At 42.3% G+C, this 23,356-nt stretch carries 25 protein-coding genes and 1 tRNA gene; 15 read left to right on the forward strand and 11 right to left on the reverse strand.

The window, feature by feature from the left end:
• Positions 1-57: 57 nt before the first annotated feature.
• Positions 58-969 (reverse strand): polysaccharide deacetylase family protein, encoded by a 912-nt coding sequence (locus ACWATR_RS11015; protein ID WP_460332204.1) that lies wholly within the window; start codon positions 967-969, stop codon positions 58-60.
• A gap of 1,809 nt (positions 970-2,778) precedes the next feature.
• Between ACWATR_RS11015 and lepB the strand changes: the two genes are divergently transcribed.
• A complete protein-coding gene (gene lepB / locus ACWATR_RS11020) occupies positions 2,779-3,351 on the forward strand; it encodes a signal peptidase I (protein WP_420758697.1) in 573 nt (190 codons plus the stop codon).
• Positions 3,352-3,436: 85 nt separating this feature from the next.
• On the opposite strand, the gene ACWATR_RS11025 is transcribed toward lepB, so the two are convergent.
• Positions 3,437-3,970, reverse strand: coding sequence for a helix-hairpin-helix domain-containing protein (locus tag ACWATR_RS11025; protein ID WP_460332206.1), 534 nt, complete (start codon positions 3,968-3,970; stop codon positions 3,437-3,439).
• A 14-nt stretch (positions 3,971-3,984) separates the two neighbouring features.
• Complete coding sequence (locus tag ACWATR_RS11030) at positions 3,985-4,359, reverse strand: NINE protein (protein WP_460332208.1); 375 nt, start codon at positions 4,357-4,359, stop codon at positions 3,985-3,987.
• A 175-nt stretch (positions 4,360-4,534) separates the two neighbouring features.
• Between ACWATR_RS11030 and ACWATR_RS11035 the strand changes: the two genes are divergently transcribed.
• Positions 4,535-5,464: a J domain-containing protein gene (locus ACWATR_RS11035; protein WP_460332210.1), complete on the forward strand. Its 930-nt coding sequence runs from the start codon at positions 4,535-4,537 to the stop codon at positions 5,462-5,464.
• 126 nt (positions 5,465-5,590) lie between these two features.
• A complete protein-coding gene (locus tag ACWATR_RS11040; protein WP_012410226.1) occupies positions 5,591-5,914 on the forward strand; it encodes a DUF1825 family protein in 324 nt (107 codons plus the stop codon).
• A gap of 91 nt (positions 5,915-6,005) precedes the next feature.
• Here ACWATR_RS11040 and ACWATR_RS11045 read toward each other — a convergent pair whose 3' ends face one another.
• Positions 6,006-7,931 (reverse strand): transglycosylase domain-containing protein, encoded by a 1,926-nt coding sequence (locus tag ACWATR_RS11045; RefSeq protein ID WP_460332213.1) that lies wholly within the window; start codon positions 7,929-7,931, stop codon positions 6,006-6,008.
• Positions 7,932-8,104: 173 nt separating this feature from the next.
• Here ACWATR_RS11045 and tyrS point away from each other — a divergent pair, with 173 nt between their 5' ends.
• Genes tyrS through ACWATR_RS11060 form a run of 3 tightly spaced genes read left to right on the forward strand, consistent with a single transcriptional unit; the run spans position 8,105 to position 10,745 of the window.
• A complete protein-coding gene (gene tyrS, locus ACWATR_RS11050; RefSeq protein WP_460340336.1) occupies positions 8,105-9,295 on the forward strand; it encodes a tyrosine--tRNA ligase in 1,191 nt (396 codons plus the stop codon).
• A gap of 20 nt (positions 9,296-9,315) precedes the next feature.
• The gene (gene pyrF / locus ACWATR_RS11055) at positions 9,316-10,047 is read left to right on the forward strand and encodes an orotidine-5'-phosphate decarboxylase (protein ID WP_460332215.1); all 732 of its coding nucleotides are present in this window, start codon (positions 9,316-9,318) and stop codon (positions 10,045-10,047) included.
• The gene (locus ACWATR_RS11060; protein ID WP_460332217.1) at positions 10,044-10,745 is read left to right on the forward strand and encodes a hypothetical protein; all 702 of its coding nucleotides are present in this window, start codon (positions 10,044-10,046) and stop codon (positions 10,743-10,745) included. The genes pyrF and ACWATR_RS11060 overlap by 4 nt, the downstream gene beginning before the upstream one ends.
• Positions 10,746-11,009: 264 nt before the next feature.
• On the opposite strand, the gene ACWATR_RS11065 is transcribed toward ACWATR_RS11060, so the two are convergent.
• Positions 11,010-11,231, reverse strand: a complete 222-nt coding sequence (locus ACWATR_RS11065) for a hypothetical protein (protein WP_460332219.1) — start codon at positions 11,229-11,231, stop codon at positions 11,010-11,012.
• Between the two features lie 253 nt (positions 11,232-11,484).
• Between ACWATR_RS11065 and remA the strand changes: the two genes are divergently transcribed.
• Positions 11,485-11,751 (forward strand): extracellular matrix/biofilm regulator RemA, encoded by a 267-nt coding sequence (gene remA, locus ACWATR_RS11070; protein ID WP_041233849.1) that lies wholly within the window; start codon positions 11,485-11,487, stop codon positions 11,749-11,751.
• A 297-nt stretch (positions 11,752-12,048) separates the two neighbouring features.
• The gene (gene gmk, locus ACWATR_RS11075) at positions 12,049-12,645 is read left to right on the forward strand and encodes a guanylate kinase (RefSeq protein WP_460340339.1); all 597 of its coding nucleotides are present in this window, start codon (positions 12,049-12,051) and stop codon (positions 12,643-12,645) included.
• A 66-nt stretch (positions 12,646-12,711) separates the two neighbouring features.
• Here gmk and ACWATR_RS11080 read toward each other — a convergent pair whose 3' ends face one another.
• From ACWATR_RS11080 to ACWATR_RS11090, 3 genes are all read right to left on the reverse strand, one after another.
• Complete coding sequence (locus ACWATR_RS11080) at positions 12,712-13,233, reverse strand: photosystem I reaction center protein subunit XI (RefSeq protein ID WP_181931927.1); 522 nt, start codon at positions 13,231-13,233, stop codon at positions 12,712-12,714.
• 274 nt (positions 13,234-13,507) lie between these two features.
• The gene (gene psaJ / locus ACWATR_RS11085; RefSeq protein WP_179067568.1) at positions 13,508-13,657 is read right to left on the reverse strand and encodes a photosystem I reaction center subunit IX; all 150 of its coding nucleotides are present in this window, start codon (positions 13,655-13,657) and stop codon (positions 13,508-13,510) included.
• A 39-nt stretch (positions 13,658-13,696) separates the two neighbouring features.
• Positions 13,697-14,191, reverse strand: a complete 495-nt coding sequence (locus ACWATR_RS11090) for a Photosystem I reaction center subunit III (protein WP_181931928.1) — start codon at positions 14,189-14,191, stop codon at positions 13,697-13,699.
• A gap of 268 nt (positions 14,192-14,459) precedes the next feature.
• Here ACWATR_RS11090 and tsaD point away from each other — a divergent pair, with 268 nt between their 5' ends.
• Positions 14,460-15,509 carry a tRNA (adenosine(37)-N6)-threonylcarbamoyltransferase complex transferase subunit TsaD gene (gene tsaD, locus ACWATR_RS11095; protein ID WP_460332222.1) on the forward strand — a complete coding sequence of 350 codons (1,050 nt, stop codon included), beginning with the start codon at positions 14,460-14,462 and terminating at the stop codon, positions 15,507-15,509.
• A 158-nt stretch (positions 15,510-15,667) separates the two neighbouring features.
• On the opposite strand, the gene ACWATR_RS11100 is transcribed toward tsaD, so the two are convergent.
• Positions 15,668-16,585, reverse strand: coding sequence for an alpha/beta fold hydrolase (locus ACWATR_RS11100; RefSeq protein ID WP_460332224.1), 918 nt, complete (start codon positions 16,583-16,585; stop codon positions 15,668-15,670).
• Between the two features lie 166 nt (positions 16,586-16,751).
• Positions 16,752-17,471, reverse strand: coding sequence for a hypothetical protein (locus tag ACWATR_RS11105; protein ID WP_012410214.1), 720 nt, complete (start codon positions 17,469-17,471; stop codon positions 16,752-16,754).
• 471 nt (positions 17,472-17,942) lie between these two features.
• Between ACWATR_RS11105 and ACWATR_RS11110 the strand changes: the two genes are divergently transcribed.
• From ACWATR_RS11110 to ACWATR_RS11135, 6 genes are all read left to right on the forward strand, one after another.
• On the forward strand, positions 17,943-18,488 hold the full coding sequence (locus ACWATR_RS11110) for a GNAT family N-acetyltransferase (RefSeq protein ID WP_069070095.1): 546 nt from the start codon (positions 17,943-17,945) through the stop codon (positions 18,486-18,488).
• 299 nt (positions 18,489-18,787) lie between these two features.
• A tRNA-Pro gene (locus tag ACWATR_RS11115) sits at positions 18,788-18,861 on the forward strand.
• Positions 18,862-19,476: 615 nt separating this feature from the next.
• On the forward strand, positions 19,477-20,292 hold the full coding sequence (locus tag ACWATR_RS11120) for a Tic22 family protein (protein ID WP_420758686.1): 816 nt from the start codon (positions 19,477-19,479) through the stop codon (positions 20,290-20,292).
• Positions 20,293-20,317: 25 nt separating this feature from the next.
• A complete protein-coding gene (gene prmC / locus ACWATR_RS11125; protein ID WP_460332226.1) occupies positions 20,318-21,208 on the forward strand; it encodes a peptide chain release factor N(5)-glutamine methyltransferase in 891 nt (296 codons plus the stop codon).
• Between the two features lie 63 nt (positions 21,209-21,271).
• The gene (locus ACWATR_RS11130; RefSeq protein ID WP_460332228.1) at positions 21,272-21,880 is read left to right on the forward strand and encodes an L-threonylcarbamoyladenylate synthase; all 609 of its coding nucleotides are present in this window, start codon (positions 21,272-21,274) and stop codon (positions 21,878-21,880) included.
• A 98-nt stretch (positions 21,881-21,978) separates the two neighbouring features.
• Positions 21,979-22,899, forward strand: a complete 921-nt coding sequence (locus ACWATR_RS11135; RefSeq protein WP_460332230.1) for a sensor histidine kinase — start codon at positions 21,979-21,981, stop codon at positions 22,897-22,899.
• On the opposite strand, the gene ACWATR_RS11140 is transcribed toward ACWATR_RS11135, so the two are convergent.
• Positions 22,862-23,356 carry a GNAT family N-acetyltransferase gene (locus ACWATR_RS11140; RefSeq protein ID WP_460332232.1) on the reverse strand — a complete coding sequence of 165 codons (495 nt, stop codon included), beginning with the start codon at positions 23,354-23,356 and terminating at the stop codon, positions 22,862-22,864. The two genes, ACWATR_RS11135 and ACWATR_RS11140, sit on opposite strands and share 38 nt — an antisense overlap.

Below are 23,356 nucleotides of genomic sequence, written 5' to 3' on the forward strand. Positions count from 1 at the left end.
AAAATATAATTTTAGTTTTTAGCCAATTACTATTGACTAACTACCCATAATTAATAATTATTGCTTTTTGTTAGCAAGCAATTTTTGCTCAGTATCTTCCATTTCTAAAAGTTCTGGAATAGTTACAAAGCGATAGCCTTGCTTTCTAAAGTTGCTAATAATTTCTGGTAAAGCTTGCACAGTTCTGGAACGGTTACCACCACCATCATGCATTAGCACAATACCACCAGGTTTTGAATCTTTAATTACGTTATCAATCAACGTTGGTACAGATGGCAACTTGTAGTCTATGGAGTCAGCTGACCACATCACCACACTATATTTTTGACCTTTAGCATAAGTAACTAATCCATTGTGCAGGTTGCCACCAGGCGGTCGGAACAGATTTGTTTTAGCACCTGTAATTTGATAAATTAGCTCTGTTGTACGATCAATTTCAAAAGCAGCAGCTTGTTGATTAAAGAAGTGATACCAGTGATGCCAAGTATGATTGCCAATGACGTGACCTTGAGCGACAATCTGCTTTCCTAATTCTGGATAATTTTTTAGGTTCTGACCGACAACAAAAAACGTCCCTTTGATATTATTTGATTTCAGAATATCTAGCACTTGCCCTGTGGTTTCAGGCCAAGGGCCATCATCAAAGGTGAGAGCAATCACTTTCTCACTCTGAATGAGTTTTGCTGCTTTAACTATTGCCCCTTGAAAACGTGATGGTAAAGCATATGATAATCCTTTTGTTTGTGCTTCTTGCTGCCAACTTGTAAGCATCGACGCCTTTAATTTCTCAATTCGCTGCTGAGTTCCTACGTTTGCAGCTACACGCTTTACATTTATACTTTGTCTACTTTGAGCTTCTGAAACATTTGGTCTTAAAAGCATCATGAAAGCAAGGCTAAAAACACCACCTAATGCAAGCAGTGCAATTAATATTCCTTCTGGCCACAGAAACGACTTATTGTTTTCCACCTCATAGCTCCTTCAAATATCGAACCATCAACCACGGTTATGACGGTACGTTATAGCACATTTTATTTAGATACCAGTTGTTTTCTGGTAATCATGAAAATTGAAATTGAGAATAACGGAAATTCAGAATCGAGAAGACAGACTATACTGCTTTAACTGAAATCTAGATGCTCTAGATTTGGACGAGCGTTGAATATACGATACTTGGTAATATTGAACGTCAATCCACTTATAAAAGGCAAAGTCTGCACTTGCACGTTATTACCGCTAGCTCTAAGAAGGAGCACAATCAGATAATTAACCACACCCCAAAATCCTCTTAATAGGAGTTCTGAATTAGTTGCTGTTTTTCAATTCACCGCTAAGGCAGCATTATCTTTTCAAGTTTTATAGTTTTGCAAATAAGATTAGCTAAACTGTCGAGCCTACAATTTGCACTTTTTGCGGACTGAAGTTTTTATAGTCAGGCATTCTGACAGTAAGACTGTATAATTTACAACTTAGTAAATTATTCTATCAACATACAAAACTACTTAAGAGAGGCGGGGTATCTTTCAAAAAAGAGTCTAGTAAACTATTAGTTCTATTCTTGATAAGATATATTTTACTGCCTGCTGCTATTACTTCCTTTTTAAGAAAAAGTTAAGTTTTCTAGTGACAGAATGTTATCTTGTACCTTCTAGGAAATAGATCAGACGAAAATTGATTCAATATAGTTTCTCATTGCCAGGGGGCACTTATTCGTTAATGTAGATACTTTTGACTCATTCAGCAAAAACAATTCTATCGCCTGTTTAGTTCTCTTTTGGATGCTGATACTTTAGCCGAAATTACTAGTAGCTTTCTACCTGTTAATGTTTTTCTCGATAACTAAGGAAATTTATATCTCAATTAATAGTACAATTTAATATTTACCGTCACCGTGTAATTACGGAAGTTAATCACATACATCTGAGCAAGTTATCATAATTGCATTGCAATAGTATGGTGTCTATTTATTGAACCATTAAATTCTAGATTGAAATGTAAGATTTTTTACTAAATACACTTTATTTGCCTAAAAATATGTATTTGAGATTACATTAGAATAGTGATTTGTCTACCGTAGTATCACTTAAGGAGACAGGACTCATATAGGACTCATATTTGATTTCTGAAAAAACTCAGTACAACTAAGAAGCCTTCTTTCCTATTGCCTATTGCCTGTCTACACAAATTCGTTCAGAAATCAAAGCGGATTCCTATATTTGATTTTTGATAAAACTCAGTACATATCTATTCACTTCTTTCCTATGCCCTCCCTACGCAAATAAGTTTAGAAAATCGGATTATTATACATATCAAAATATATTTTTTTTACAACTCAGACTCTAAGAAGACTGCACTCTGCCTTTTTTCAGCAAAGTGAAGCAGATATTGTCAGACATTCGGTAAATTGTTTCGCCATTCAACAAACAATTTTCTGCTCCAATAAAAAAATCATTGACTGTATCACTCTACCAGTGGCTCACTAACTTTTTTAGCAGCAGGAAGCAAAGCTGAAAACTGCCTCATAACTTGCCTTATAATTACACTAATTAGAATTAAGATTTTTAATTATTTATTTATAAATCCTAATTATTAGCTTATATTGCCTTAGACAGGTCATAGTTTATTTACAGTACTTTTGCTTATCTTAGCTAGATCCAATAAGTGTATTATTTAATATCTGTATGGGTTGACTTTAAACCCAGCTTTCCTATTAATATACCTTTTGAGTCAAAATAATCAAAGTATTTGTCTTACTTCTTAAACTGGCTAGAAACTTTTATGATTCCTCACGAAAGTGATGCAGAAAAAGAGCGTGCGTCGTTAAAATTATGGCGTAGTTGGCAAGAAAATCTGATTTTAATTGCGATCGCATTGTGTTTGGCATTCCTAATCAGGACTTTTATCGCTGAACCCCGTTATATACCTTCTGATTCGATGTTGCCAACCTTACATACAGGCGATCGCTTGGTGGTAGAAAAAATCTCCTACCATTTTCACCCTCCCATAACTGGGGATATTATTGTTTTTCAGCCACCCGCAGAACTACAACGTCGAGGATATCCCAAAGACCAAGCCTTCATCAAGCGGGTTATTGGCCAGCCTGGTGAGGTAATTAGTGTTGCTTCTGGCAAAGTCTACCTCAATGGTCAACCCTTGGCAGAAGACTACATCGCGGAACCCCCAAATCAGCCATATCAACCAGTGAAAGTTCCAGAAGACGAATTTTTTGTGATGGGAGATAACCGCAACGATAGTAATGACTCTCGCTATTGGGGCTTTTTACCCAGAAAAAATGTCATTGGTCGGGCAACGTTTCGCTTTTGGCCTATCGATCGCATTGGGTTCATTTAATCAATTTTAGATTTTGGATTTTTCCTTCAATCCAAAATTGTCAGAGTTAGGAGTTATTTAAAACTTCTAACTTTTAACTTTTAACTTAAAACCTCAAATAATACATTATCTGAGCGATCGCATCACCAGTTAACTCCAGCCGTCGCTGGAAATCAGCCAGGTTACGGTAAGGCCCGGCTGATTGTCGGTTTTGCACCACTGCTTCCGCCAGAGACAAATCTATAAATGGAATTTGTGCTAATTTTTCAACTGTTGCTGTATTCGGGTTGACTAAATGGGTTGGATTTTCTAAAGATTCGTGGTCATAGTAAACAAAATTCAGCAGAGGCTTTAATGGTTCCAGGCGCGGCGCTGGTATAGCCAAAGCCGCAGCGATATCTTCAATACAGTAAAATTTCACACCCGAACGCGAAAGTTCTACAAGCGATCGCGCTTGGTGAATCGACAAACCTGGTAGGCGTAACCAATCATCTACAGTGGCTTGATTAACATCAATGCGAATACCTAATTTTGCCGCTATCTGAATTTCTTCCCCAGATTGCAGGCGATAATAGGGATCGTTGAGGAGCTTGGCGCGGAGTTTTTGCAGTCTGGGGTTCAAAGGTAGCCAGTTATTCATGATTGTCGCTCGCCTCAAGAAATCTGGTCTAGCAATTGGCGGCGCTTTTGCTCAAACTCATACTCTGAAATCAGTCCATCCTGGCGCAGAGCATCTAATTCCCGCATTGCATCAGCGATCGCTCCTACCTGATTACTCACCTTTTGTGAGTTTCTTGTTGCTGACTTACCTAGATTAAAATTACGATCAAAAGCTTCTTCATCTTGGGCTAAATACCAAACTCCCTCAATGGCACTAGCTACCTTGGGGATCGGTGTCCAGGAAAGCAGCACATACAAAATACCCCACAACGGCTGTCCCAAATAGAATTTATGTAATCCGGAAATTGTTAGTGTTCCAGAAAAAGCTAAAACAGCGGCAACACTTCGACTTTTGCGCTTAGTCAACATATTTATAATAAATCTACCAATACCACAGTTCCGACAATCAGACAGTCAACGACCCTGCCTTCCCCTTCAGACTTTTAGAATTAATTTAGTTCTTGAAGAAATTTGAGTAAGTTTCACATGACTGTGCATTGAGCTTTGATGCTAATTTTAAGTTTTTAACAGCTTTATTACTACTATGTCACAGACCTTCCTACCGCCAAAATGGCTTGAACAGCTTTGTGATCCTTACGCTGTGCTAGGAATTTCTGTGATTGCTAACGATCGCCAGATTTTTAAACGCTATCACAGTTTAGCCAAGCTGCTACATCCCGATCGCAATGCCAAAAACTGTAATCCAGACCAAGAATTAGCTACGGCAATATTTAGCCATTTAATCAATCCAGCTTATGAACAGCTGAAACATCGACAGAAGCGCTTGATTGCGATCGCAATGCTGCGATCAGACGCAAGAGTTTCAGAGCAGAAGCCTTTGTCTTCTCAAAGTGCCATAGCTCAAGAAATGGTGGAAATGTCCACACCCCAAGCAGAATTATTTTACGAAGAAGCGATCGCCTGTTATGCAGAAGCTCAATATAAATCACTAGATCAGTTTTATCAGGTGACGCAACAAATTACTATACTGAATTTGGTATACTTACGGTTGCACAAACCAGACCTATTCCTACCGCAAAAAGCTGCTCCCATCATCTCTGAGATAAAAGTCAAGCCAGTTGAATTGACATTATCTGAAACTGATGGCAAACCAGTTTTGACAAACTACGCTCAACGCCACTACCAGCGAGCTATTGAATACGTCAGGCTAGCCAAATGGCCCCTAGCTGTGCAAGAACTGCGTGATGCCATCAAGTTAGAGCCAAATAACAGCGACTATTATGCTTTATTAGGTATGGTACATCTCAAACAGAAATTTATAGGGATGGCTAGGGTTTACATCTATCAAGCATTAAAACTGAACCCGCAAAATTCACTAGCCTTGAAATACGCTCCCGAACTGAAAATTCAACCGAGTGAAAACACCAATCCTAAATCAATGGCTAAAGCTATAAGTATTGCGGCTTTATTAAGTCGGTTTACACAAAAGAAAGGTTCTCAAGTCAAGTGTTGAAATTTCGGTAACAAACCGTACTAAAACCGAAGCTTTGTCACTAGATTACTCCCCTAGACTAAAATAATAAATAGAAGTAAAACTATTAAGCTACTGAGTCTGGACACTCAGTTTAATATAAGCAATATGGGATTCTTCGATTCTGAGATAGTTCAGCAAGAAGCAAAGCAGCTGTTTGAGGATTATCAAGCGCTAATCAAGCTTGGTAACAACTACGGCAAGTTTGACCGCGATGGCAAAAAGCTGTTTATTGAGCAAATGGAAGCCATGATGGATCGATATCGCATCTTTATGAAGCGCTTCGAGCTATCGGAAGACTTTATGGCACAAATGACAGTAGAACAACTGAAAACACAATTAGGTCAGTTCGGTGTTACTCCGCAACAAATGTTTGACCAAATGCACCTCACTTTAGAAAGGATGAAAGCCGAGTTAGAGAAACAGGCTTAGTCAATTTTAGATTTTAGATTTTGGATTAATTGTCAATCCAAAATCCAAATTGTGGTGAAAGCGCACAAAAGGTGCAACCCAAAAGCCAAAATTATTGTGACTTGGGCCGAGAAAACTGGGAAGGTGACTTAAAGTTTTCTACTGGTACGTTCTTAAGTGCTTTCTCCATAAAATCTTTCCAGATGGGAGCAACCATACCGCCACCCGTCGCACGACTAGCTAATTGTCTGTTGTCGTCCCTCCCCACCCAGACAGCAGTTGTTAGTTGTGGCACAGTGCCAACATACCAAATATCCTTTTCTGAGGAAGTTGTACCCGTCTTCCCAGCACTTGGACGAGCGATCGCAGCACCTTTACCAGTACCATTAGTAACTACCGTTCGCATCACATCGATGATTGCTGCTGATGCCCAAGGGTCTAGAACTAGCTGGGGTTTAGGGGTGTTATCTAGTAAGACGTTACCACTACTATCGGTGACACGAGCAATTACAGTTGGTGGAGATTGCCAACCATAATTAGCAAAGGTAGCATAAGCACTAGCCATTTCTAGGGGAGTGACACCAATTGCACCCAGAGGTAGGGAGGTAACAGGTTCCATTGGACTCATGATTCCCAAGGTACGGCAAATTTCGATCACTCTATTCATGCCAACAGCCTTACCAATCTTGATCACGGGAATGTTGCGCGACTGGGCTAAAGCTGTGCGGATTGGCATAGGCCCGCTAAAACCCCCATCATAATTTCTGGGAGAGTAGCGACCACTACCATCTTGATAGCTAACTGGAGAGTCTACCACCGTTGAATCCGGCCCATATTTACCAGTAGCGAAAGCAGCATAATAGACAAAGGGTTTAAAAGAAGATCCAGGCTGCCGTTGAGATTGAGTTGCACGATTGAATTCACTGGTCTTAGGATCTACACCGCCCACTAGTGCTTTAATAAAATGCGTGCGCGGATCAATTGCCACCAAGGCGATTTGATTCTTAGATAATCCCTGCCCAAGCAGCGATTTATGCCACTTACCGACAGTTTCCTCTGCCATCATTTGGAAGTTGGCGTCAACTGTAGTTTGTACCCGCATCCCGCCTTTGAGTAGTGTCTCACGCCCAAATTTCTTAGCCAACTCCTGCGCCACAGTATTAGTTACATAGGGTAGGGCACTACCTTGAAAAGATTTGATTCTACCAAGTTTGATTTCTTGCTTGAGGGCACTGTCGTACTCTGACTGGTTGATCCAGCTTAATTCCAGCATCCGTCCCAGCACTTCTTTTTGCTTTTGTTTTGCCAGTTTCATACTCGCAAACGGGCTGAATTCTTCTGGTGCTTGGATTAAACCCGCCATCATCGCTGACTCACCCAAACTTAAATATTCTGCTGATTTATTAAAGTAACTGCGGGCCGCTGTTTGTACACCATAATTGTTATGACCCCAATAAACTTGATTGAGGTACATTTCTAAAATTTGATCTTTAGTGAGAATTTGCTCTAACCGAATTGCTAGCACCCCCTCCGCTAACTTCCGGGTAAAGGCACGCTTGCGAGACAAAAATAGGTTTTTTACCAATTGCATAGTAACGGTAGAGCCACCCTCTTTGACTCCACCTGCTACAGCGTTAACGACTACGGCACGTCCAACACCAGTGGGGTTGATACCGTGGTGATCGTAGAAGTGGCTATCTTCACTTGCCAACACCGCCCGTTTGAGATTCGGGGAAATTCTATCTAGGGGTACGACTTCTCGGTTAGCTTCCCCGTGAATACTCGTTAAAAGTTTACCCTTAACGTCATAGATGTAAGTAGTTTCTGAGGGAAAGAAGTTACGTAGCTGTCTCACATCTGGCAAATTACGGAAACTGATGGCTAAACCAACCAGTCCTCCGGCTACAATGGAACTTGCCAGCATGGTGATTGAGAGGAGAGTACCGCCAGTTACCTGACCAACTCCTTTCAAAAACTCAAAACCTGATGAAGCCCGACGCTGTGGCTGTTTATCTTCAAAAGTCCTAGACGACGACACGGCTATTTCACTTCCTCACTTGTAAATTTAACTGTAATTGATTGGGTGAAGCAAGGCGGTTAATTTTTTGCAATTATAGTAGTTTGGCAGATGAGAAAGTGGATAAATTGCAAGTGTTTATAACCAACTTAACTTCTAGTGTGCAAAACGTAGCTAATAATGAGTCTCTTAGTATGACACCAGATTTTGCTTGGCTGCGTCGTGGTGTAGTAGAAGTTTTCCCACAATCAGCTGATGTTAACAGCGAAAGTTTAGAAAGGCTCTTACTAACTACAAACCAACCTTTGAGGGTCAAATTGGGGATTGACCCAACGGGTACTGATATTCATCTAGGTCATAGCATACCAGTACGAAAACTGCGAGGTTTTCAAGATGCAGGTCATACAGCAGTTTTAATTATTGGAGATTTTACAGCGCGGATTGGCGATCCTACTGGTAAGTCTGAAGTGCGTCGTCAGCTTACAGAAGAAGACGTGGCGCAAAATGCTCAGACTTATCTTGATCAAGTACGTCCTATCTTGGATTTTGACACACCAGGAAGGTTAGAGGTGCGTTATAACTCCGAATGGCTCTCTGGACTAAACTTAGAGAAAATTTTAGAGTTGCTCTCCACGATGACAGTGGGACAGATGTTGGCGAAGGAAGGATTTGCCGATCGCTATAAAAAAGAGAATCCGATTTTCATCCATGAGTTCCTGTACCCGTTAATGCAAGGTTTTGATTCGGTTGCAGTTGAGGCAGATGTGGAATTAGGTGGGACTGATCAGAAATTTAACATTGCTGTAGGCAGAGATTTGCAGCGCCATTTTGGTCAAAAGCCCCAATTTGGGATGCTGTTGCCAATTTTGATTGGCACGGATGGGGTGCAAAAAATGTCTAAGTCTTTAGGTAATTATATCGGATTGTCAGAACACCCAGGGCAAAAGTATCAAAAGTTGCAAGGAGTTCCCGATCATCTGCTGGAGCAGTATTTTGAACTGTTGACGGATTTACCTTTGGATCAACTGCCAGAAAATCCCCGCGATCGCCAAACACTTCTAGCATGGGAAGTTGTGAAACAGTATCACGGCGAAACCGCAGCCCAAGAGGCCAAAGAAGCAGCCCAAAGCGGCGGTAAGGAAGGCGCAGTTCCAGAATTTTCGCTAGCTGGCGTACAGCAATTTCCTACTAAGTTAGCGTATATTCTCAATGTCAGTGGCTTGTGCAAAAGTACAGGTGAAGGAAAGCGGAAAATTCAAGAGGGTGGAGTGCGCTTAGATGGCGATCGCATTACTGATGCTGATACCACTTTCGATTCTCCTAATGAATTACAAGGTAAAGTTTTACAAGTTGGAAAAAATAAGTTTGTGCGCTTAGTACCTTAAATGGGAATGGGGAGTAGGGAATGGGGAATGGTGAACAGGCAGAACAACGAGTTATTGTGGCTTTGGATGTGCCGGATGAGCAAAGTGCGATCGCTCTTATAGATCAGCTACCTCAAGTGGTTTGGTGGAAAGTCGGTTTAGAGTTATTTACCAGCACTGGCCCAAAAATCCTAGAAGAACTAAAGTCCCGGCAAAAGCACATTTTCTTGGATTTAAAGTTTGATGATATCCCCAATACCGTTGCTGGTGCTTGCCGGAGTGCAGCTAGATACGGAGTGGATTTACTGACAATTCATGCTACTGCTGGTAGAGATGCCCTAAAAGCCGCAACTGAGGCGGCACAGGAAGGGGCTGTAAAAGCAGGTGTAGAACCACCAAAGTTAATTGCTATTACTTTGCTAACAAGTATTTCTGCTAGGCAGTTGGCATTTGATTTAAAAATACCTCTGGAATTGCCAGAATATGCTCTAGAAATGGCACTGCTGGCTCAAGAATCTGGTTTGGATGGGGCAGTTTGTTCACCTCAAGAGGTGGCGCAGTTGCGACAAACTTGTGGAAATGACTTTTTGCTAGTTTGTCCGGGAGTACGACCAACTTGGGCAGATAATGCAGATCAAAAGCGATCGCTCACCCCAGCGCAAGCCATTAAAGCTGGCGCAGATTACCTAGTAATTGGGCGTCCCATCACTACTGCTACTGAGCCTGAGTTAGCCTGGAAAAGGATTTCTGAGGAGTTAACCACGGTGGCATGAAGCTAAGAGTCAGTGAGAAACTGGGGGATAGAGTGCAGGGTGTAGGGGAGAATAATCTTGCGCCTTCGCTCAGGAAGAAAAATTATAGTTGGCTTTTAGTTTGTGGCTTCTGGGTTTTAGTATCACATAGCCTTACTTACCCAGCGTTATCGACAAACCTCTCCTCTAAACCTTTGGTGCTAGCACAAAGGGAAAATGTTAATACTGGCGTGAAGTCTTTGTGTTCTGAGCAAAATTTAGAAACATTAACTACACAACTACTGCAAGATTTGCCTAGTTATACAAATCGCGCTAGTCAACGCGCCCGCCGCCTCAGTAGAAGCAGTGATGTTTATAGTTATATGCTAGTGGCAGGAAGACCTGAGTTTACTCCTCTGCCTCTTAACCTTGAAGAATATAGTGCAGACGCACCTAAAAGCTCTGCATCAGGAATTGAGCAAGTTTTCTTTACTACCTTAGAACGGCAGTACATAGGAAAGAAACTTGTAGAATTGCAGCAATTTCACTGGCTGTTGTTGACTAAAACTAAAAGTGGTTGGCAACTAGTAATGATGTTTTCTCAAACTGGTTCCTATTCAGCACAGCAGCCACTATCCCCACCACGCGATAGTAGTAAGGGTACTGTTGCCCAAGGAGTTAAAGCTTGGTTGCGCGATTGTCAAGCTGGAAGTGTACGACGGTTGCGTGCTGTAAATTGAGGAGAAAAAATTGAACCCTTGCAGCAGAGGTAATAAAACTGCAACTGAGGTTCTACACGGGGTATGGGACGACCAAATCCGTATCTCTATGCAACGCAGTCAGCCACATGAGTTCTGACTCAATAGACCTCTTGCAAAAATATGTTTTTGCACTCTTAGGGAAAAGGGTAAAGGTTAAAGGGAAAGAATTTTGAGTTTCTTTACCCTTTACCCCTTACCCTTTTCCCCGACTTTTGCAAGAAGTCTAATGACGGCATTTTGTTGCTAAATGCGATCGCGGAACTTAGTGATCGGATAATGGATACGGAGAAGAAATAACCCTTGCTCATCATTTTCTTTAGATGTCGCCAAATTTTGATTATTCCGAGTGTCAACGCAAAACGTCACATTTTCGCTATGACCCAAGAATACTACTTGAGCTGCACTGAGATTGTACTGAGCCAGCGTAGTTGAAGCGAGACTCTTCCAATCGATTTTGCTCTCCATCAATTTTCGATTCAGATACTTATTTCAAACAAAATAAATGTACATCACCCAACTAGCTTGAATCAGTGAAATTTCGCCTATGTCTTTGGGAAGATTTTGAGGAAAAATAGCTGATAAACAGCTAAAAAAAGCAGACATTATTTAAAATCTCAGACTGGCTTGAATTTAAGCGTTGTAACTCCTGTTTTTTGGCGATAACATGAGGATAAGTTTATTTCAAGCTTCTCAAACCGCGTTTAGCGACAGTTTTTTTATGGACATTCAGTTAATCAACATCGGCTTTGGTAACATTGTGTCTGCCAACCGAGTAGTTGCCATTGTCAGTCCAGAGTCTGCCCCGATTAAGCGGATTATTACCGATGCACGGGACAGAGGCCAACTGATTGATGCAACTTACGGTCGTCGGACTAGGGCTGTAATTATCACCGATTCCAGCCACGTAATTCTCTCAGCGATTCAGCCGGAAACGGTAGCAAATCGCTTTGTGATTTCCCGTGAACATCAAACTGTAGATAATTGACTAGTACTCAAACAACCCAAATTTGCTGGGTGAGGGTGGGGAGTAGGGAGTAGAGACAAGTGTTTTCTTTTGTTTTGTCAAATTTTTGGCTGCCTAGCAAAGTTGCTTTGGTGGACTACTAACAGTAAACTAACAATCCCAAATCCCATTTTTATTTGCACCGTATCGGCAGTAACATGTGAATTAGACAAGCTTTCTGTCACTCTTGCTACAAATTCTTTAGTCACTAGTGGACTAGACCAAGAACACAACACTAATGAATAATATCTATTGATTGATTCACAGGTTGAAGGGATGATGCCAGTTTTACCCATCCAGAGTAGTGCTACTACCGAAGAATGCTTACATTTAGGCAGGTTAATTGTTTTAACTGGCCCCAGTGGGGTCGGTAAGGGTACTTTAATGCGATCGCTCCTAGAGCGTCATCCAGAACTCTATTATTCCGTATCCGTGACGACACGTTCTCCCCGTCCAGGGGAAATTGATGGTAAGAATTATTACTTCATTAGCCGCAGCAAGTTTGAACAATTAGTTGCTGAAGGTGAATTTTTAGAATGGGCAGAGTTTGCTGGTAACTATTACGGCACACCCCGTGAAGCTGTACTTAACCAAATTCATTCCGGTAAGTTGGTGGTGTTGGAAATTGAACTAGAAGGGGCAAGACAAATTCGTGCTTCCTTCCCCAGCGCCCTCAGCATTTTTATTTTACCGCCTTCCTTTGATGAATTAGAGAAACGAATCCGTTTTCGTGCCCAAGACTCCGAAGAAGCGATCGCCTGTCGTCTACTCCGCGCCCAAGAAGAAATTCAAGCCGCAGATGAATTTGATATTCAAATCGTTAATGACGATTTTGAAACTGCTTTAAATGACATTGAAATGGTTTTGTTTAAATAAGTTAGGAGTTAGGAGTTAGAAGTTATAAATTTAAACTCCTAACTCCTAACTCCTAACTGCTAGTAATTAACCAAATAAACCTTGAATTAGTGCCAAATTACTAGTCAAAAAGTAAGCAACTACTGCACCACCAATACCACCAATCAAGAAAGAACTGGCGAAGTTATTCCAGCTTTCTTTAGAGTTAAAAGCATCTGCTGGAGGGTTGGGTACGGTAACGCTAGGAAGTGCTTTGGGAGGATTGCTATTGGAATACAGAGATAGACAAGCTGTAAGTACAACAACCAAGCCTATAGCTCCCAATAATCCAGCTAAGTTAGCATTACCTGTGTCTCGCAGTGGACCCAATTTGGCAAAGGGGCCAAATAGTAAGTAACCATGAGCCATGCCAACTTCTAAACCCCGTCTGGAAGGAGTCAAACCTGCCCGATAGGCAGGTAAATTATTAATGAATCCCTTGATCAAGGGAGAAGAATTAACCGGGGTTTCTAGGTTACCTAGTTGAGGATCGCCGAATGCGGGAAAAACAACTTCCCGATTTCTTGGATCGCTGGGAAGATTCTTTGATGCATCTACTGCTTGTGCCATATTTTATGTTCTAGCCTCTAAATTAAAATGGTGGCATTTTTATATTAATAATAATTGTGGCTAAAGATGTCTTTTTGCTAGGAAGTTTAGAAAAATTAATTTAGCTAGTTTTAAAACTGTGAAACTCGCGATCTGTAAACAGAATCACGAGTTTCAAAAAACTATTTTTGCTGCATATTTTGGTGATAATTCTGCCTAATTAAGCTGAATACATCAACTATACAATACTAGGCAAAACACAAGACATTCAACTGTCCTAAATCCCATTTGACACTTATGACAGTGGGTGGAAAAGGAGGTCGGGGAAAAAGCGGTTGAATTCAATCAAGATACCTGCTGTGATTGTCAGCCAGATAGTAGCTGCCACAGGTGCTGTGGAAATGAATTTAATCAAATAAGATGATTGATCGCCTTTGTCTGCCATGAATTTAGTCTCCAAAACGAATGAATTAGTTAAGCTGATTTAGCGTGGAGAAACGGGGATTTCTGAATCCTTGGCTGCTAACTTTCCAGAGAGAAGTTCTTGGACTGCTGCTGCTGGCCAAGCAAAACCTGAGAGGATTATGGGTAGTGCCAAACCAAGATCGATTTGGATTTCTTTGAGTTCAGTGTCAGATTCCTTTTTGATTGCTTGCAGATAGGCACGACCTACCCAACCAATCCAACCAGCAATATATAGAAACAGAATGCTAGGGATCAAAAAGTCACCAGCCCGATCTAGACGACCATCAACAATCAAGTGGGGGTAGCCCTCAGGACCGCACAGCGCCTGAGAATAACGCTCAAACCGCTTTTTCCCTGATTGGGGATCAGCGGTGGTATTACGGGCATTAGCTGCTAGCTCTTGGAAAGCGGGATTGTCTTTACACGGTGTCAAATTAGCCCCTAAAGCTTGTGCTGGGGGAGCAAAATTGAACCAAAGACTAATCGCTAACATCAAAGCAAACAATCGTCGCATAGAGTTGTTTCCTTTTATTACAAAACAAGAAGTTCTTTGTACAAAACGAAGCGGCTTGTACAGTTGTTTATTTGCATAACTAGGAAGTCATCATACTCTTGGGTGGGAACCGAGTAAAGTTTAAGTAAATAAAAGTTAAAGCTTCTCAACCAAAATTAGTGCCGAGTGCTGAGTTCCGAGTGCTGAGTAGAAGAATTGTTGTTGTAGGGTAGTAAAGAAGCAAGATTTTCTCTCCACTATTTAGGACTCAGCACTCAGCACTCAAGAAATGACAACCGTTTTAGCAATAGAAACCAGTTGTGATGAAACAGCCGTCGCAATTGTTAACAATCGTAAAGTTTGTAGCAGTATCGTAGCCTCGCAAATTCCAGTCCATCAGCAGTATGGTGGGGTAGTGCCAGAAGTAGCGTCTCGCCAGCACTTGGAAACAATCAATGAAGCGATCGCTCAAGCCTTAGAGCAAGCCCAACTAGACTGGGGAAAAATTGACGCAATTGCCGCCACTTGTGCCCCTGGACTTGTAGGTGCGCTGTTGGTTGGGTTGACTGCTGCTAAAACCCTAGCGATGGTACACAACAAGCCATTTTTGGGAGTTCATCACCTCGAAGGTCACATTTATGCAACATACTTAAGCGAATCAACTTTAAATCCCCCTTTCCTTAGTTTATTAGTTTCAGGCGGACATACAAGCTTGATTTATGTCAAAAATTGTGGTAGCTACGAAACATTGGGACAAACTCGTGATGATGCAGCGGGTGAAGCCTTTGATAAAGTGGCGCGATTGTTAAAGCTGGGTTATCCCGGTGGGCCAGTGATTGACAAGTTAGCACAACAGGGAAATTCTCAAGCTTTTACCCTACCGGAAGGAAAAGTTTCTCTACCTGGTGGGGGGGTTCATCGTTATGATGCGAGTTTTAGTGGGTTAAAAACAGCTGTCTTGCGTTTAGTGCAGCAGTTAGAGAAAGATGGTGGACAAGTGCCAGTAGCAGATGTAGCAGCTAGCTTTCAGGATACCGTAGCGCGATCGCTGACCAAAAGAGCGATCGCCTGTGCCCTAGACTATGGTCTAGACACAATTGCCATTGGTGGCGGTGTAGCAGCTAATAGCGGGTTGAGAAAAAATCTCCAAGCCGCCGCCGTTGAACATAACCTACGCGTCCTATTCCCACCTCTAAAATTCTGTACCGATAACGCCGCCATGATTGGCTGTGCCGCCGCTGACCATCTATCCCGTGGTCATACATCGCCCCTCACACTAGGGGTTGAGTCTAGGTTAGCGCTCACTCAGGTGATGAAGTTGTATCAAACTATTGAGTAGTTATTTGTCATTTGTCATTTGTCATTTGTCATTGTGTAACCACCAATGAACAATGACCCTCAAGAGTATTGACTAATGATTACTGTACATAGATAGCGGGGCGTTTAGCCCAATCCCCAATCCCCAATCCCCAATCCCCAATCTCCAATCCCCAATAACTAATGACTTTTGCCATTGACTATTGACCGGATGTGATCAGCTACAGCATCCGGCTGTTCCAACATAGCCAGATGTCCGCAATTAGGAATTTCCAAAACATTGTCAGCACAATATTGGAACAGTCTGTGAAAGCTAGCTAAATGGCGCACATACTTGGGTTCCATAACTTTGTCTTCTGCGCCAGCCAAAAAATAAACTGGCTGCTTCAGTTGGGATACTAGCTCCGGTAAACGATTGATTTCTTCTTCGGTTGTGGAGTCTAACAGAGTTCCCAGAGCCGCTTCTGGGTCAGCCACGACGAAATCAATTACCCGCTGACGTGCCCAATAGCGGTCTAAAGGACGAGCCACACTCGCTCTAGTAAACAGCAAATCAATCAAAGGCACTTGGGACAACCAGCGCGGGCGGATTTGCAAAAATTTCTGACCCGCCGAGCGAAACTGCTCAAAGGCTTCTTTGAGGTAGATACCACCGCCAGCGTTGATACAGATAACTCCCTTAACACACTCAGGTATTTGGTCTGCTCCCCAAAGAGCGATCGTCCCACCCAACGAGTGACCAATTAGCCAAGCACTCTTAATATTCAGCTGTTTCAGAAGAACTGCTAAATCCTGAGCATAGGCAGCAGGAGTGTAAATAGAATCGAAAGGTGAGCCAACCGCACTACTGGAGATGGGCGTCAGGCTCAGAGACGTTTGTGCTCGACTAAAATCAGTTTTTACCTGGGATTGCGATTCACCAAAACCCCGCAAATCATAGGAAAGGCACTGCAAATCATCTGATAGGCGGGAAATCACAGGTTGCCAATATCCACGGCTATTAAGCCAACCGTGGATAAATACTAAAGCATGGGGGCAGGAAGTGGGAGCCGTTAGCTCGTATGCGTGTGGAACGCCCAAGATTTCGATAGTTGCCATACTTAATATCGTACCCTTAAGGGCGGGTGCGACTAAATACGGAGTGCGAAGAGTTAAAAATTAGGAGTGAGGAATTATTAATTTTTAATTACGAATTACGTTAGCGCAGCGTTAGCGACGCAGGAGCGTCATTACGAATTATTTAACTCATAACTCCTCACTTTTTTCATTTACCTAGCAACCTCTGTCGCACTCCTTCAGCAATTTTGTGACCCAGATATTCAGGAATGAGGCTTTCATTTGGCCCCAACAAGTAGAGAATTAGCCGTGTACGTCCGCGCCAAACTAGTAAATTGGCATTGACTACCAAAAGGTCTTCCTGCCAGATAGCGTACATCACTTTGTAGAATAATCCTGGTTGATTATCGGCTTCAATCACTAGTGCGGGGAGATGAAAGACCGGATCGACATAAAACTCAGTTTGTACCTGTTCTAAGCCAGTGTCAAGATTGAATTCTACTGCCAGCATCTCTTCTACCTCAAACCGACCTCCCAAAGCCTCGCGAATGGCGCGACAGACATTTTCTGCGGTTTTCTCGGTCAAGGCTTTACTACCACGAGACACCAAAAGTTTGATAAAAACTAACATTGGCGGACGGATCTGACCGTATAGACTCAAACCGTGGATAGTCAACCCATAAGCTGCTAGTACACCAAAAATATCGCTGAGGAGAAAAGACTGGTTGCGGTAAGCAAAATGCAGGGCACTTTTGCTACCTTCCGGTTTCAGTTCAATCACAGCGCGTCTAGTTTTATAGAGACGGTAGGCTAGCCGCAAATTTTGCAGTTGAATTTCACTGCTGACGAATTGCTCATAAAACTGGGGAAACGCTCGGTTAAAGCGCTTTAGGAGTTCCAGTGTCGAAGATTTTAAACCAGAAGCCATTGTTAAGGGTAAGACTCGCTTGCTTTCGTCACCTGGGGACTGGGTGTTGGGGATTGAGGGCTGGGATGGGGGACTGGGAATTGGGGACTGGGAGGACAAGAAATAGAGTGTTCTTAATACCCAATGCCTAATGCCCAATCCCTTGTATACAATTCACTCCTAAGCTAACGTGCATTTAAGCTCTATACGAGTAATTCCCAGGATTAGGTTTTTCCATTTTGAATTTTGAATTTTGAATTACTTATTATCCTTCCCTTTTGATGAATTTCTCCTAGCCTCTACAACAAAATGCTAAAGTTGAAAATGATTGGTGTGAAACACGCTTTAACTGGCTGTTACCATTACAAATCCCGAAAACAACCGAAAAACTTTGAGTGTAAAGGGTAGTAAATGGGGGTAGCTATGTTAAACATGAATCAACACTCCTGAGAGTGGAAACCAATTCAGTTATACTACCCGAACCACGTTGGCATGGGTTTTTGGAAAACTTGGTTTAGTACTCCTGAATCTATAGCGACAACTAGGACAAACCCCTTTGAAGAGCATACAGCGGCAGCTGCGGGCAACTCCAGTAGCATTAGCGAAGCTTCTTCAAAAGAGGCTCGGATCGTCTTTAGCACGGAACGAGACATTGACCTATATGAGCTAGAAGAACTCTGTGATGCAGTTGGTTGGTCGCGTCGTCCTCTAAGAAAAGTGAAAAAAGCTATTGAGCATAGTTTTCTCGTCGCCTCAATGTGGCAGGTGAGAGGAAACCAAAAGCGGCTCATTGGTTTTGCACGTGCTACCTCAGATCACGCGTTTAATGCCACAATTTGGGATGTGGTGGTTCACCCAGACTTTCAAAGTCAAGGACTGGGTAAGGCGCTGATGAAATACGTTCTCAAAAAACTTAGGAGTGAAGAAATTAGTAATGTCACTCTCTTTGCTGACCCACATGTTGTAGATTTCTACCGAACTATGGGGTTTATGGCTGATCCAGAAGGCATCAAAGGCATGTTCTGGTATCCTCACTAGCGCTCAATCCAAATAAAACCCGATTCGCACAAGAAAATCAGGTATATTAGTACAAATCTATTACTTTAATTTGGTTTGACAAGGTTTAGCCGACGAACAAACAAGTATATCTCTTGTAAAACTAAGTCGGCAAAAAAACCTTTATCAGTGTAAGGATGTGATCTAGCTCGTCTTTGCAGAAGATAAAAGATATTATGCATAAGCCGTTTTATCTGATATAATTAAATTAATGCCTTGTAAAAAGTGCGATCGCTTTGATGGGGAGTTGAAAGCAAACCAAAAAAGTGGACAAGTCTAACCGGGATGTAGCGCAGCTTGGTAGCGCGCCTGCTTTGGGAGCAGGATGCCGCAGGTTCAAATCCTGTCATCCCGATTTAATTAGTATAGTTAAGAGTTAAAGCAGATTAACTGGTTTTTTTTGTTTATACATGTAGTTTAATTGCGTGTTTTTACCGAGGATATCAATTAGGCTGTTCTGCTGTTGCGTTAGTTGTTAAAGCCTAACAGGCAAATTTAGTTTTTAAGCAGTAAGTTATTTCTGACACTGAACTTTGTATATATTTGAGAAGATATTAAACCAATCTTATGATGGAACGATTGATTAAGTAATAGCGTCACCCGATATTAGAAAAAGCCGATAGAATGGCATTTATCATCTCCAAGGTCGGAGAGATGGAGAGACTTTTCACTGTTTGAGAAGACATATAATAGGCATCTACGGCGTTTCGCGGTGAATAGCGGAGCTAAACCGAGAAAAACACAACGTTAACACAGCCAATTTCTGAAAACGATACTATAGCAACCCTAAATAGTTGGGGAACAGTTGGGGAACATTGGATTTTGACCGTTGACGTTTAACACTCAACCTCAACGCGCACAATGAATTTTTCACAACTGAAATAGATTGCTATATAACTAAAGCTAGTTGGTGCTGTGGAAATCCAACCATTTGTTTAATTTAATTGGACTATTGATGCGAGGAGCAGTCATGAAATCATTTATTCGCTTGGGCGCAACATTGGGTATAGCTGGCAGTGTATTTTTAACTGGGCTTTCAGGAATCGGCAATCTACCAGGAATAGGCAATCTAGAGGCGATCGCGTTGCCACAAGATCAAGTAGTTAAAAAGCTCCAAGAAGTACCTGTATTCACGCTTACCAATCCGAAAGGCGAATTCGTAGTTCTTTCCAGAAACAACGCATCCAAGCCGGTTTCACAGGTAGGATTTTTTATTAGCAAGCAAGATGCTCAAAAATTCCTTGACAATCGGCTCAAAAAAGAAAATCCCCAGTTGGCAAGCACCCTACAGGTTAGACCTTTGTCTCTGGCAGACTACTATAAAATAGTCCAAGAAAGCAAAAAGAAACCAGACTCAGTAATTTATACTTTAGTCCCGACGCAACAACAAGTAGCCTCGGCGACAAGTATGCTCAATCAAAATGGTAAAAAAGGGGAGCAATTTAATGGTATTCCCTTATTTGTACCCAAATTTAAGAAAGATAATAGCTATCTGACCATTCCCGTTGCCAAAGGTAACGAGCGGTACATCCCCTTCTTTTTTGAGAAAGAGCAAGCAGTGGCTTTGTTAGACGAATTCAAGAAAGCCGTGCCAAAGGAAGCAGAAAACACTGAAATTCAGGTAGTGGATTTGTACGGTGTTATGGAGGCTCTCAATAGCAGCAGCGATCCTAGCATCAATAAAATTGTTCTCTATCCATCACGGGAGTCGATCAATTTTATTCGCTCCCTTTCGCCGAATCAATCACCAGCTGCCAAGCCTGCTGCGCCCGCTCCGAAAAAATAACGGATATGCGTTCCAAGGTTGAGGTATGGGGGAGAAACATCTGATAGTTTCTGGTTTACAACTTTGGCAGTGGCGAAATGCAGCTCTTGAAGCAGCGATCGCCACTGATGTTCCACCAGGAGAGGTAGATTGGCTGCTCTTAGAAATTGCTGGCTTAGACCGCTTGGCACTGCGTTTGGAGTCTTTTAAAAACTGGCCGCAAGTTCAGCTGCAATTGCCTTTAGAAGAGTTAGACCAGTTGTGGCAAAGGCGATTAAATGACCGCTTGCCAGTGCAGTATATTGCGGGAGTTACACCTTGGCGTAACTTTGAAATCATGGTGTCAAGTGCAGTTTTGATTCCCCGACCAGAGACAGAGTGCTTAATTGATTTAGCGGCAGCATCTGCTAGCAGTGCTTCAGGACACTGGGCAGATTTGGGTACTGGGAGTGGAGCGATCGCACTGGGATTAGCAGATGTCTTGCCAAAAGCCACAATTCATGCAGTTGATTACAGTTTAGAAGCTCTGGCGATCGCACGAACCAACGCCGATAATTTGGGTTTTGCTGACCGGATTAAATTTTATCAAGGTTCCTGGTGGGAGCCACTGGCATTCTTAAAAGGTCAGTTCAGTGGTATGGTGTCGAATCCCCCTTACATACCCACCAGCACCTTACCTAGTTTGCAACCAGAAGTAGTTAACCATGAACCACATCTAGCTTTGGATGGTGGCGGTGATGGCTTAGATTGCATTCGCCATTTGATAGAAGTCTCCCCTAGTTATTTGCAACCGGGTGGCGTGTGGTTGATTGAGATGATGGCAGGACAGGCGGATGCAGTACGAGAACTTTTGCAAAATCAAGGTAGCTATTGTAAGATTCAAATTCATGCTGATTTAGCTGGAATTGAACGCTTTGCCCTTGCTTATAAAAGTTAGGAGTTATGAGTTAGGAGTGATGAGTTATGAAATTCCTTACTTCTAACTTTTAACTTTGTAAACATGACACAAGTTTCTCTAACAAATTTAATAGCTGGCGCACGTGCTGGTTTTTTGGTGAGCTTTCCTACCGATACTGTTCCGGCACTTGCAACCGTACCAGAAAAAGCAGGATTAATTTTTGCGGCGAAGCAACGCAGTCAAGATAAACCTTTGATTTTGATGGCGGCTAGTGCTGAAGATTTGTGGCCGTATGTCAAAGGTAGTGAAGACGAATATAAAATTTGGCAAGAATTAGTAGATAAATATTGGCCGGGAGGGCTGACATTAGTTTTACCAGCGAGTGAACGTCTACCCAAAGTTATGAATCCCATTGACCCGACAACAATTGGGATTCGAGTCCCAAACAGTGCGATCGCTCAAACTATTTTGGCGCAAACTGGCCCTCTTGCCACCACTAGCGCTAATTTTTCTGGTCAACCGCCTTTGCAAACGATGGCAGAAATTGAGAATCAGTTTCCTACAGTTCGGACTCTAGCAACAACAGAATATGAGGGTGAAATGTCGGGAATGGGTGTACCTTCCACCGTTGCTAAATGGACAGGGATAAATTGGCAGATTTTGCGGCAAGGTGCAATCAACTTAGATATTTCGAGTGATAACCAGATATAGGTAGCTATAATGTTGTTTTCCTGATTTGCACAACAGATAAATCTGGAACTTTCGTTTGCGCTGTTGTGGTCAATGAACAAGTTAATAATTGCCAGATTATGAATTGGAGCAACTGGATATATCTAGGAGCAGGAATTGCACTAGGTATGGTTTTCCGTCAGTTATTTGTGCGTTCGTCTAATGTTTCATCTAGCTCATCCCCAGTAGCGCCATTAGCTCAACAGGATATGCCACCAATATCGCAACAGCTACAGCAAACGCAGCTGGCATACCTGATGGCAAGGGAAATGAGCCAGTTTAAAGCTGGTTTTTTAGCACGGACTACTCATGAATTGCGATCGCCCCTCAATGGTCTGATTGGCTTGCAACAGTTAATTTTGTCCGATTTGTGTGAAGATCCAGCTGAGGAACGAGAATTTATTGCCCAAGCTCACGAGCGAACGCTGAAACTGCTGAAGCTGATGGATGAAATTCTCAACGTTGCGAGAACCGAACATGGTACCAATAAATTAGATATTCAGCCTAGACCTTTAGCCCAAATTTTGGAGGAGGTTCATAAATTAACCTATATGCTGGCGGCAAATCGCAATTTTCCCTTGCAATTGTTACCCGCCGACCCAGAAATTTATGTTTTGGCAGATAACCTCTGGCTCCGCCAAATATTGATCAGTTTAATAGACACTGCCATTACTCAGATGGAGGAAGGCAGCATCTGTATTTCCAGTAGCACCTTAACTACAAATAATGTTGTAAACATTTGGCTGGATGTACCAACCCATGCCATAGCCTGGAGCGAGCCGATTGATTTACTCAAATCTGAAGATCATCTGAGTCAGGTTAACCAAGCAAACGCTGCTCTTTCCCCAGGAATGAGGCTATTAATCAATCAAACTCTGGTGGAAGTTATGGGAGGAAAGTTAGAAATTCTGCCCTTGACCATTGCAAAGGAAGCACCTCAGCAGCTTACCAGACTACAAATTTCTATCCCCCTAGTGATTCCTGAAGCTGAACTTCTGTAGTAGTAACGAAAGCAGCGTTAGCTAGGTTGTGTAACACCATCGTAGTGGTGGTGTTGGGTTTAAAACCAATCTTTTCGTAGAAACCCTGCTGGTGAGTAGTCATCAGGTAAACGCGCTCAACCCACCTCATGCGGGGATGAGTCAAAACGGTTTCTACTAACTTACTTCCCAACCCACTACTTTGATACTCTGGATGAATCACAACATCCCAAATTGTGGCGCGATATATGCCATCAGATGTTGCTCTAGCAAAGCCAATGAGTCGCTCACTATCCCAGACGCAAATCACTGGTTCACTATTGGCAATAGCTATACCTAAATCTTCAATACTCCGTCCCTTTGCCCAGAAAGCTGAAACATTTAACAGTTCTTGCAATTGGTAAAGGTCAATTTCAGACTTGCGTTCGCCTTTGGCGCAGCGGAGCTGTTCGCTAAATTGAATCTGATGATCGTTCAT

Source organism: Nostoc sp. UIC 10890, assembly GCF_054786515.1.

Coding starts and splice junctions, on each gene's coding strand:
- lepB (WP_420758697.1), top strand. CDS start 2,779: ATGATTCCTCACGAAAGTGATGCAGAAAAAGAGCGTGCGTCGTTAAAA.
- ACWATR_RS11025 (WP_460332206.1), bottom strand. CDS start 3,970: ATGAATAACTGGCTACCTTTGAACCCCAGACTGCAAAAACTCCGCGCC.
- ACWATR_RS11030 (WP_460332208.1), bottom strand. CDS start 4,359: ATGTTGACTAAGCGCAAAAGTCGAAGTGTTGCCGCTGTTTTAGCTTTT.
- ACWATR_RS11035 (WP_460332210.1), top strand. CDS start 4,535: ATGTCACAGACCTTCCTACCGCCAAAATGGCTTGAACAGCTTTGTGAT.
- ACWATR_RS11040 (WP_012410226.1), top strand. CDS start 5,591: ATGGGATTCTTCGATTCTGAGATAGTTCAGCAAGAAGCAAAGCAGCTG.
- tyrS (WP_460340336.1), top strand. CDS start 8,105: ATGACACCAGATTTTGCTTGGCTGCGTCGTGGTGTAGTAGAAGTTTTC.
- pyrF (WP_460332215.1), top strand. CDS start 9,316: ATGGGGAATGGTGAACAGGCAGAACAACGAGTTATTGTGGCTTTGGAT.
- ACWATR_RS11060 (WP_460332217.1), top strand. CDS start 10,044: ATGAAGCTAAGAGTCAGTGAGAAACTGGGGGATAGAGTGCAGGGTGTA.
- ACWATR_RS11065 (WP_460332219.1), bottom strand. CDS start 11,231: ATGGAGAGCAAAATCGATTGGAAGAGTCTCGCTTCAACTACGCTGGCT.
- remA (WP_041233849.1), top strand. CDS start 11,485: ATGGACATTCAGTTAATCAACATCGGCTTTGGTAACATTGTGTCTGCC.
- gmk (WP_460340339.1), top strand. CDS start 12,049: ATGCCAGTTTTACCCATCCAGAGTAGTGCTACTACCGAAGAATGCTTA.
- ACWATR_RS11080 (WP_181931927.1), bottom strand. CDS start 13,233: ATGGCACAAGCAGTAGATGCATCAAAGAATCTTCCCAGCGATCCAAGA.
- psaJ (WP_179067568.1), bottom strand. CDS start 13,657: ATGGCAGACAAAGGCGATCAATCATCTTATTTGATTAAATTCATTTCC.
- ACWATR_RS11090 (WP_181931928.1), bottom strand. CDS start 14,191: ATGCGACGATTGTTTGCTTTGATGTTAGCGATTAGTCTTTGGTTCAAT.
- tsaD (WP_460332222.1), top strand. CDS start 14,460: ATGACAACCGTTTTAGCAATAGAAACCAGTTGTGATGAAACAGCCGTC.
- ACWATR_RS11100 (WP_460332224.1), bottom strand. CDS start 16,585: ATGGCAACTATCGAAATCTTGGGCGTTCCACACGCATACGAGCTAACG.
- ACWATR_RS11105 (WP_012410214.1), bottom strand. CDS start 17,471: ATGGCTTCTGGTTTAAAATCTTCGACACTGGAACTCCTAAAGCGCTTT.
- ACWATR_RS11110 (WP_069070095.1), top strand. CDS start 17,943: ATGGGTTTTTGGAAAACTTGGTTTAGTACTCCTGAATCTATAGCGACA.
- ACWATR_RS11120 (WP_420758686.1), top strand. CDS start 19,477: ATGAAATCATTTATTCGCTTGGGCGCAACATTGGGTATAGCTGGCAGT.
- prmC (WP_460332226.1), top strand. CDS start 20,318: ATGGGGGAGAAACATCTGATAGTTTCTGGTTTACAACTTTGGCAGTGG.
- ACWATR_RS11130 (WP_460332228.1), top strand. CDS start 21,272: ATGACACAAGTTTCTCTAACAAATTTAATAGCTGGCGCACGTGCTGGT.
- ACWATR_RS11135 (WP_460332230.1), top strand. CDS start 21,979: ATGAATTGGAGCAACTGGATATATCTAGGAGCAGGAATTGCACTAGGT.
- ACWATR_RS11140 (WP_460332232.1), bottom strand. CDS start 23,356: ATGAACGATCATCAGATTCAATTTAGCGAACAGCTCCGCTGCGCCAAA.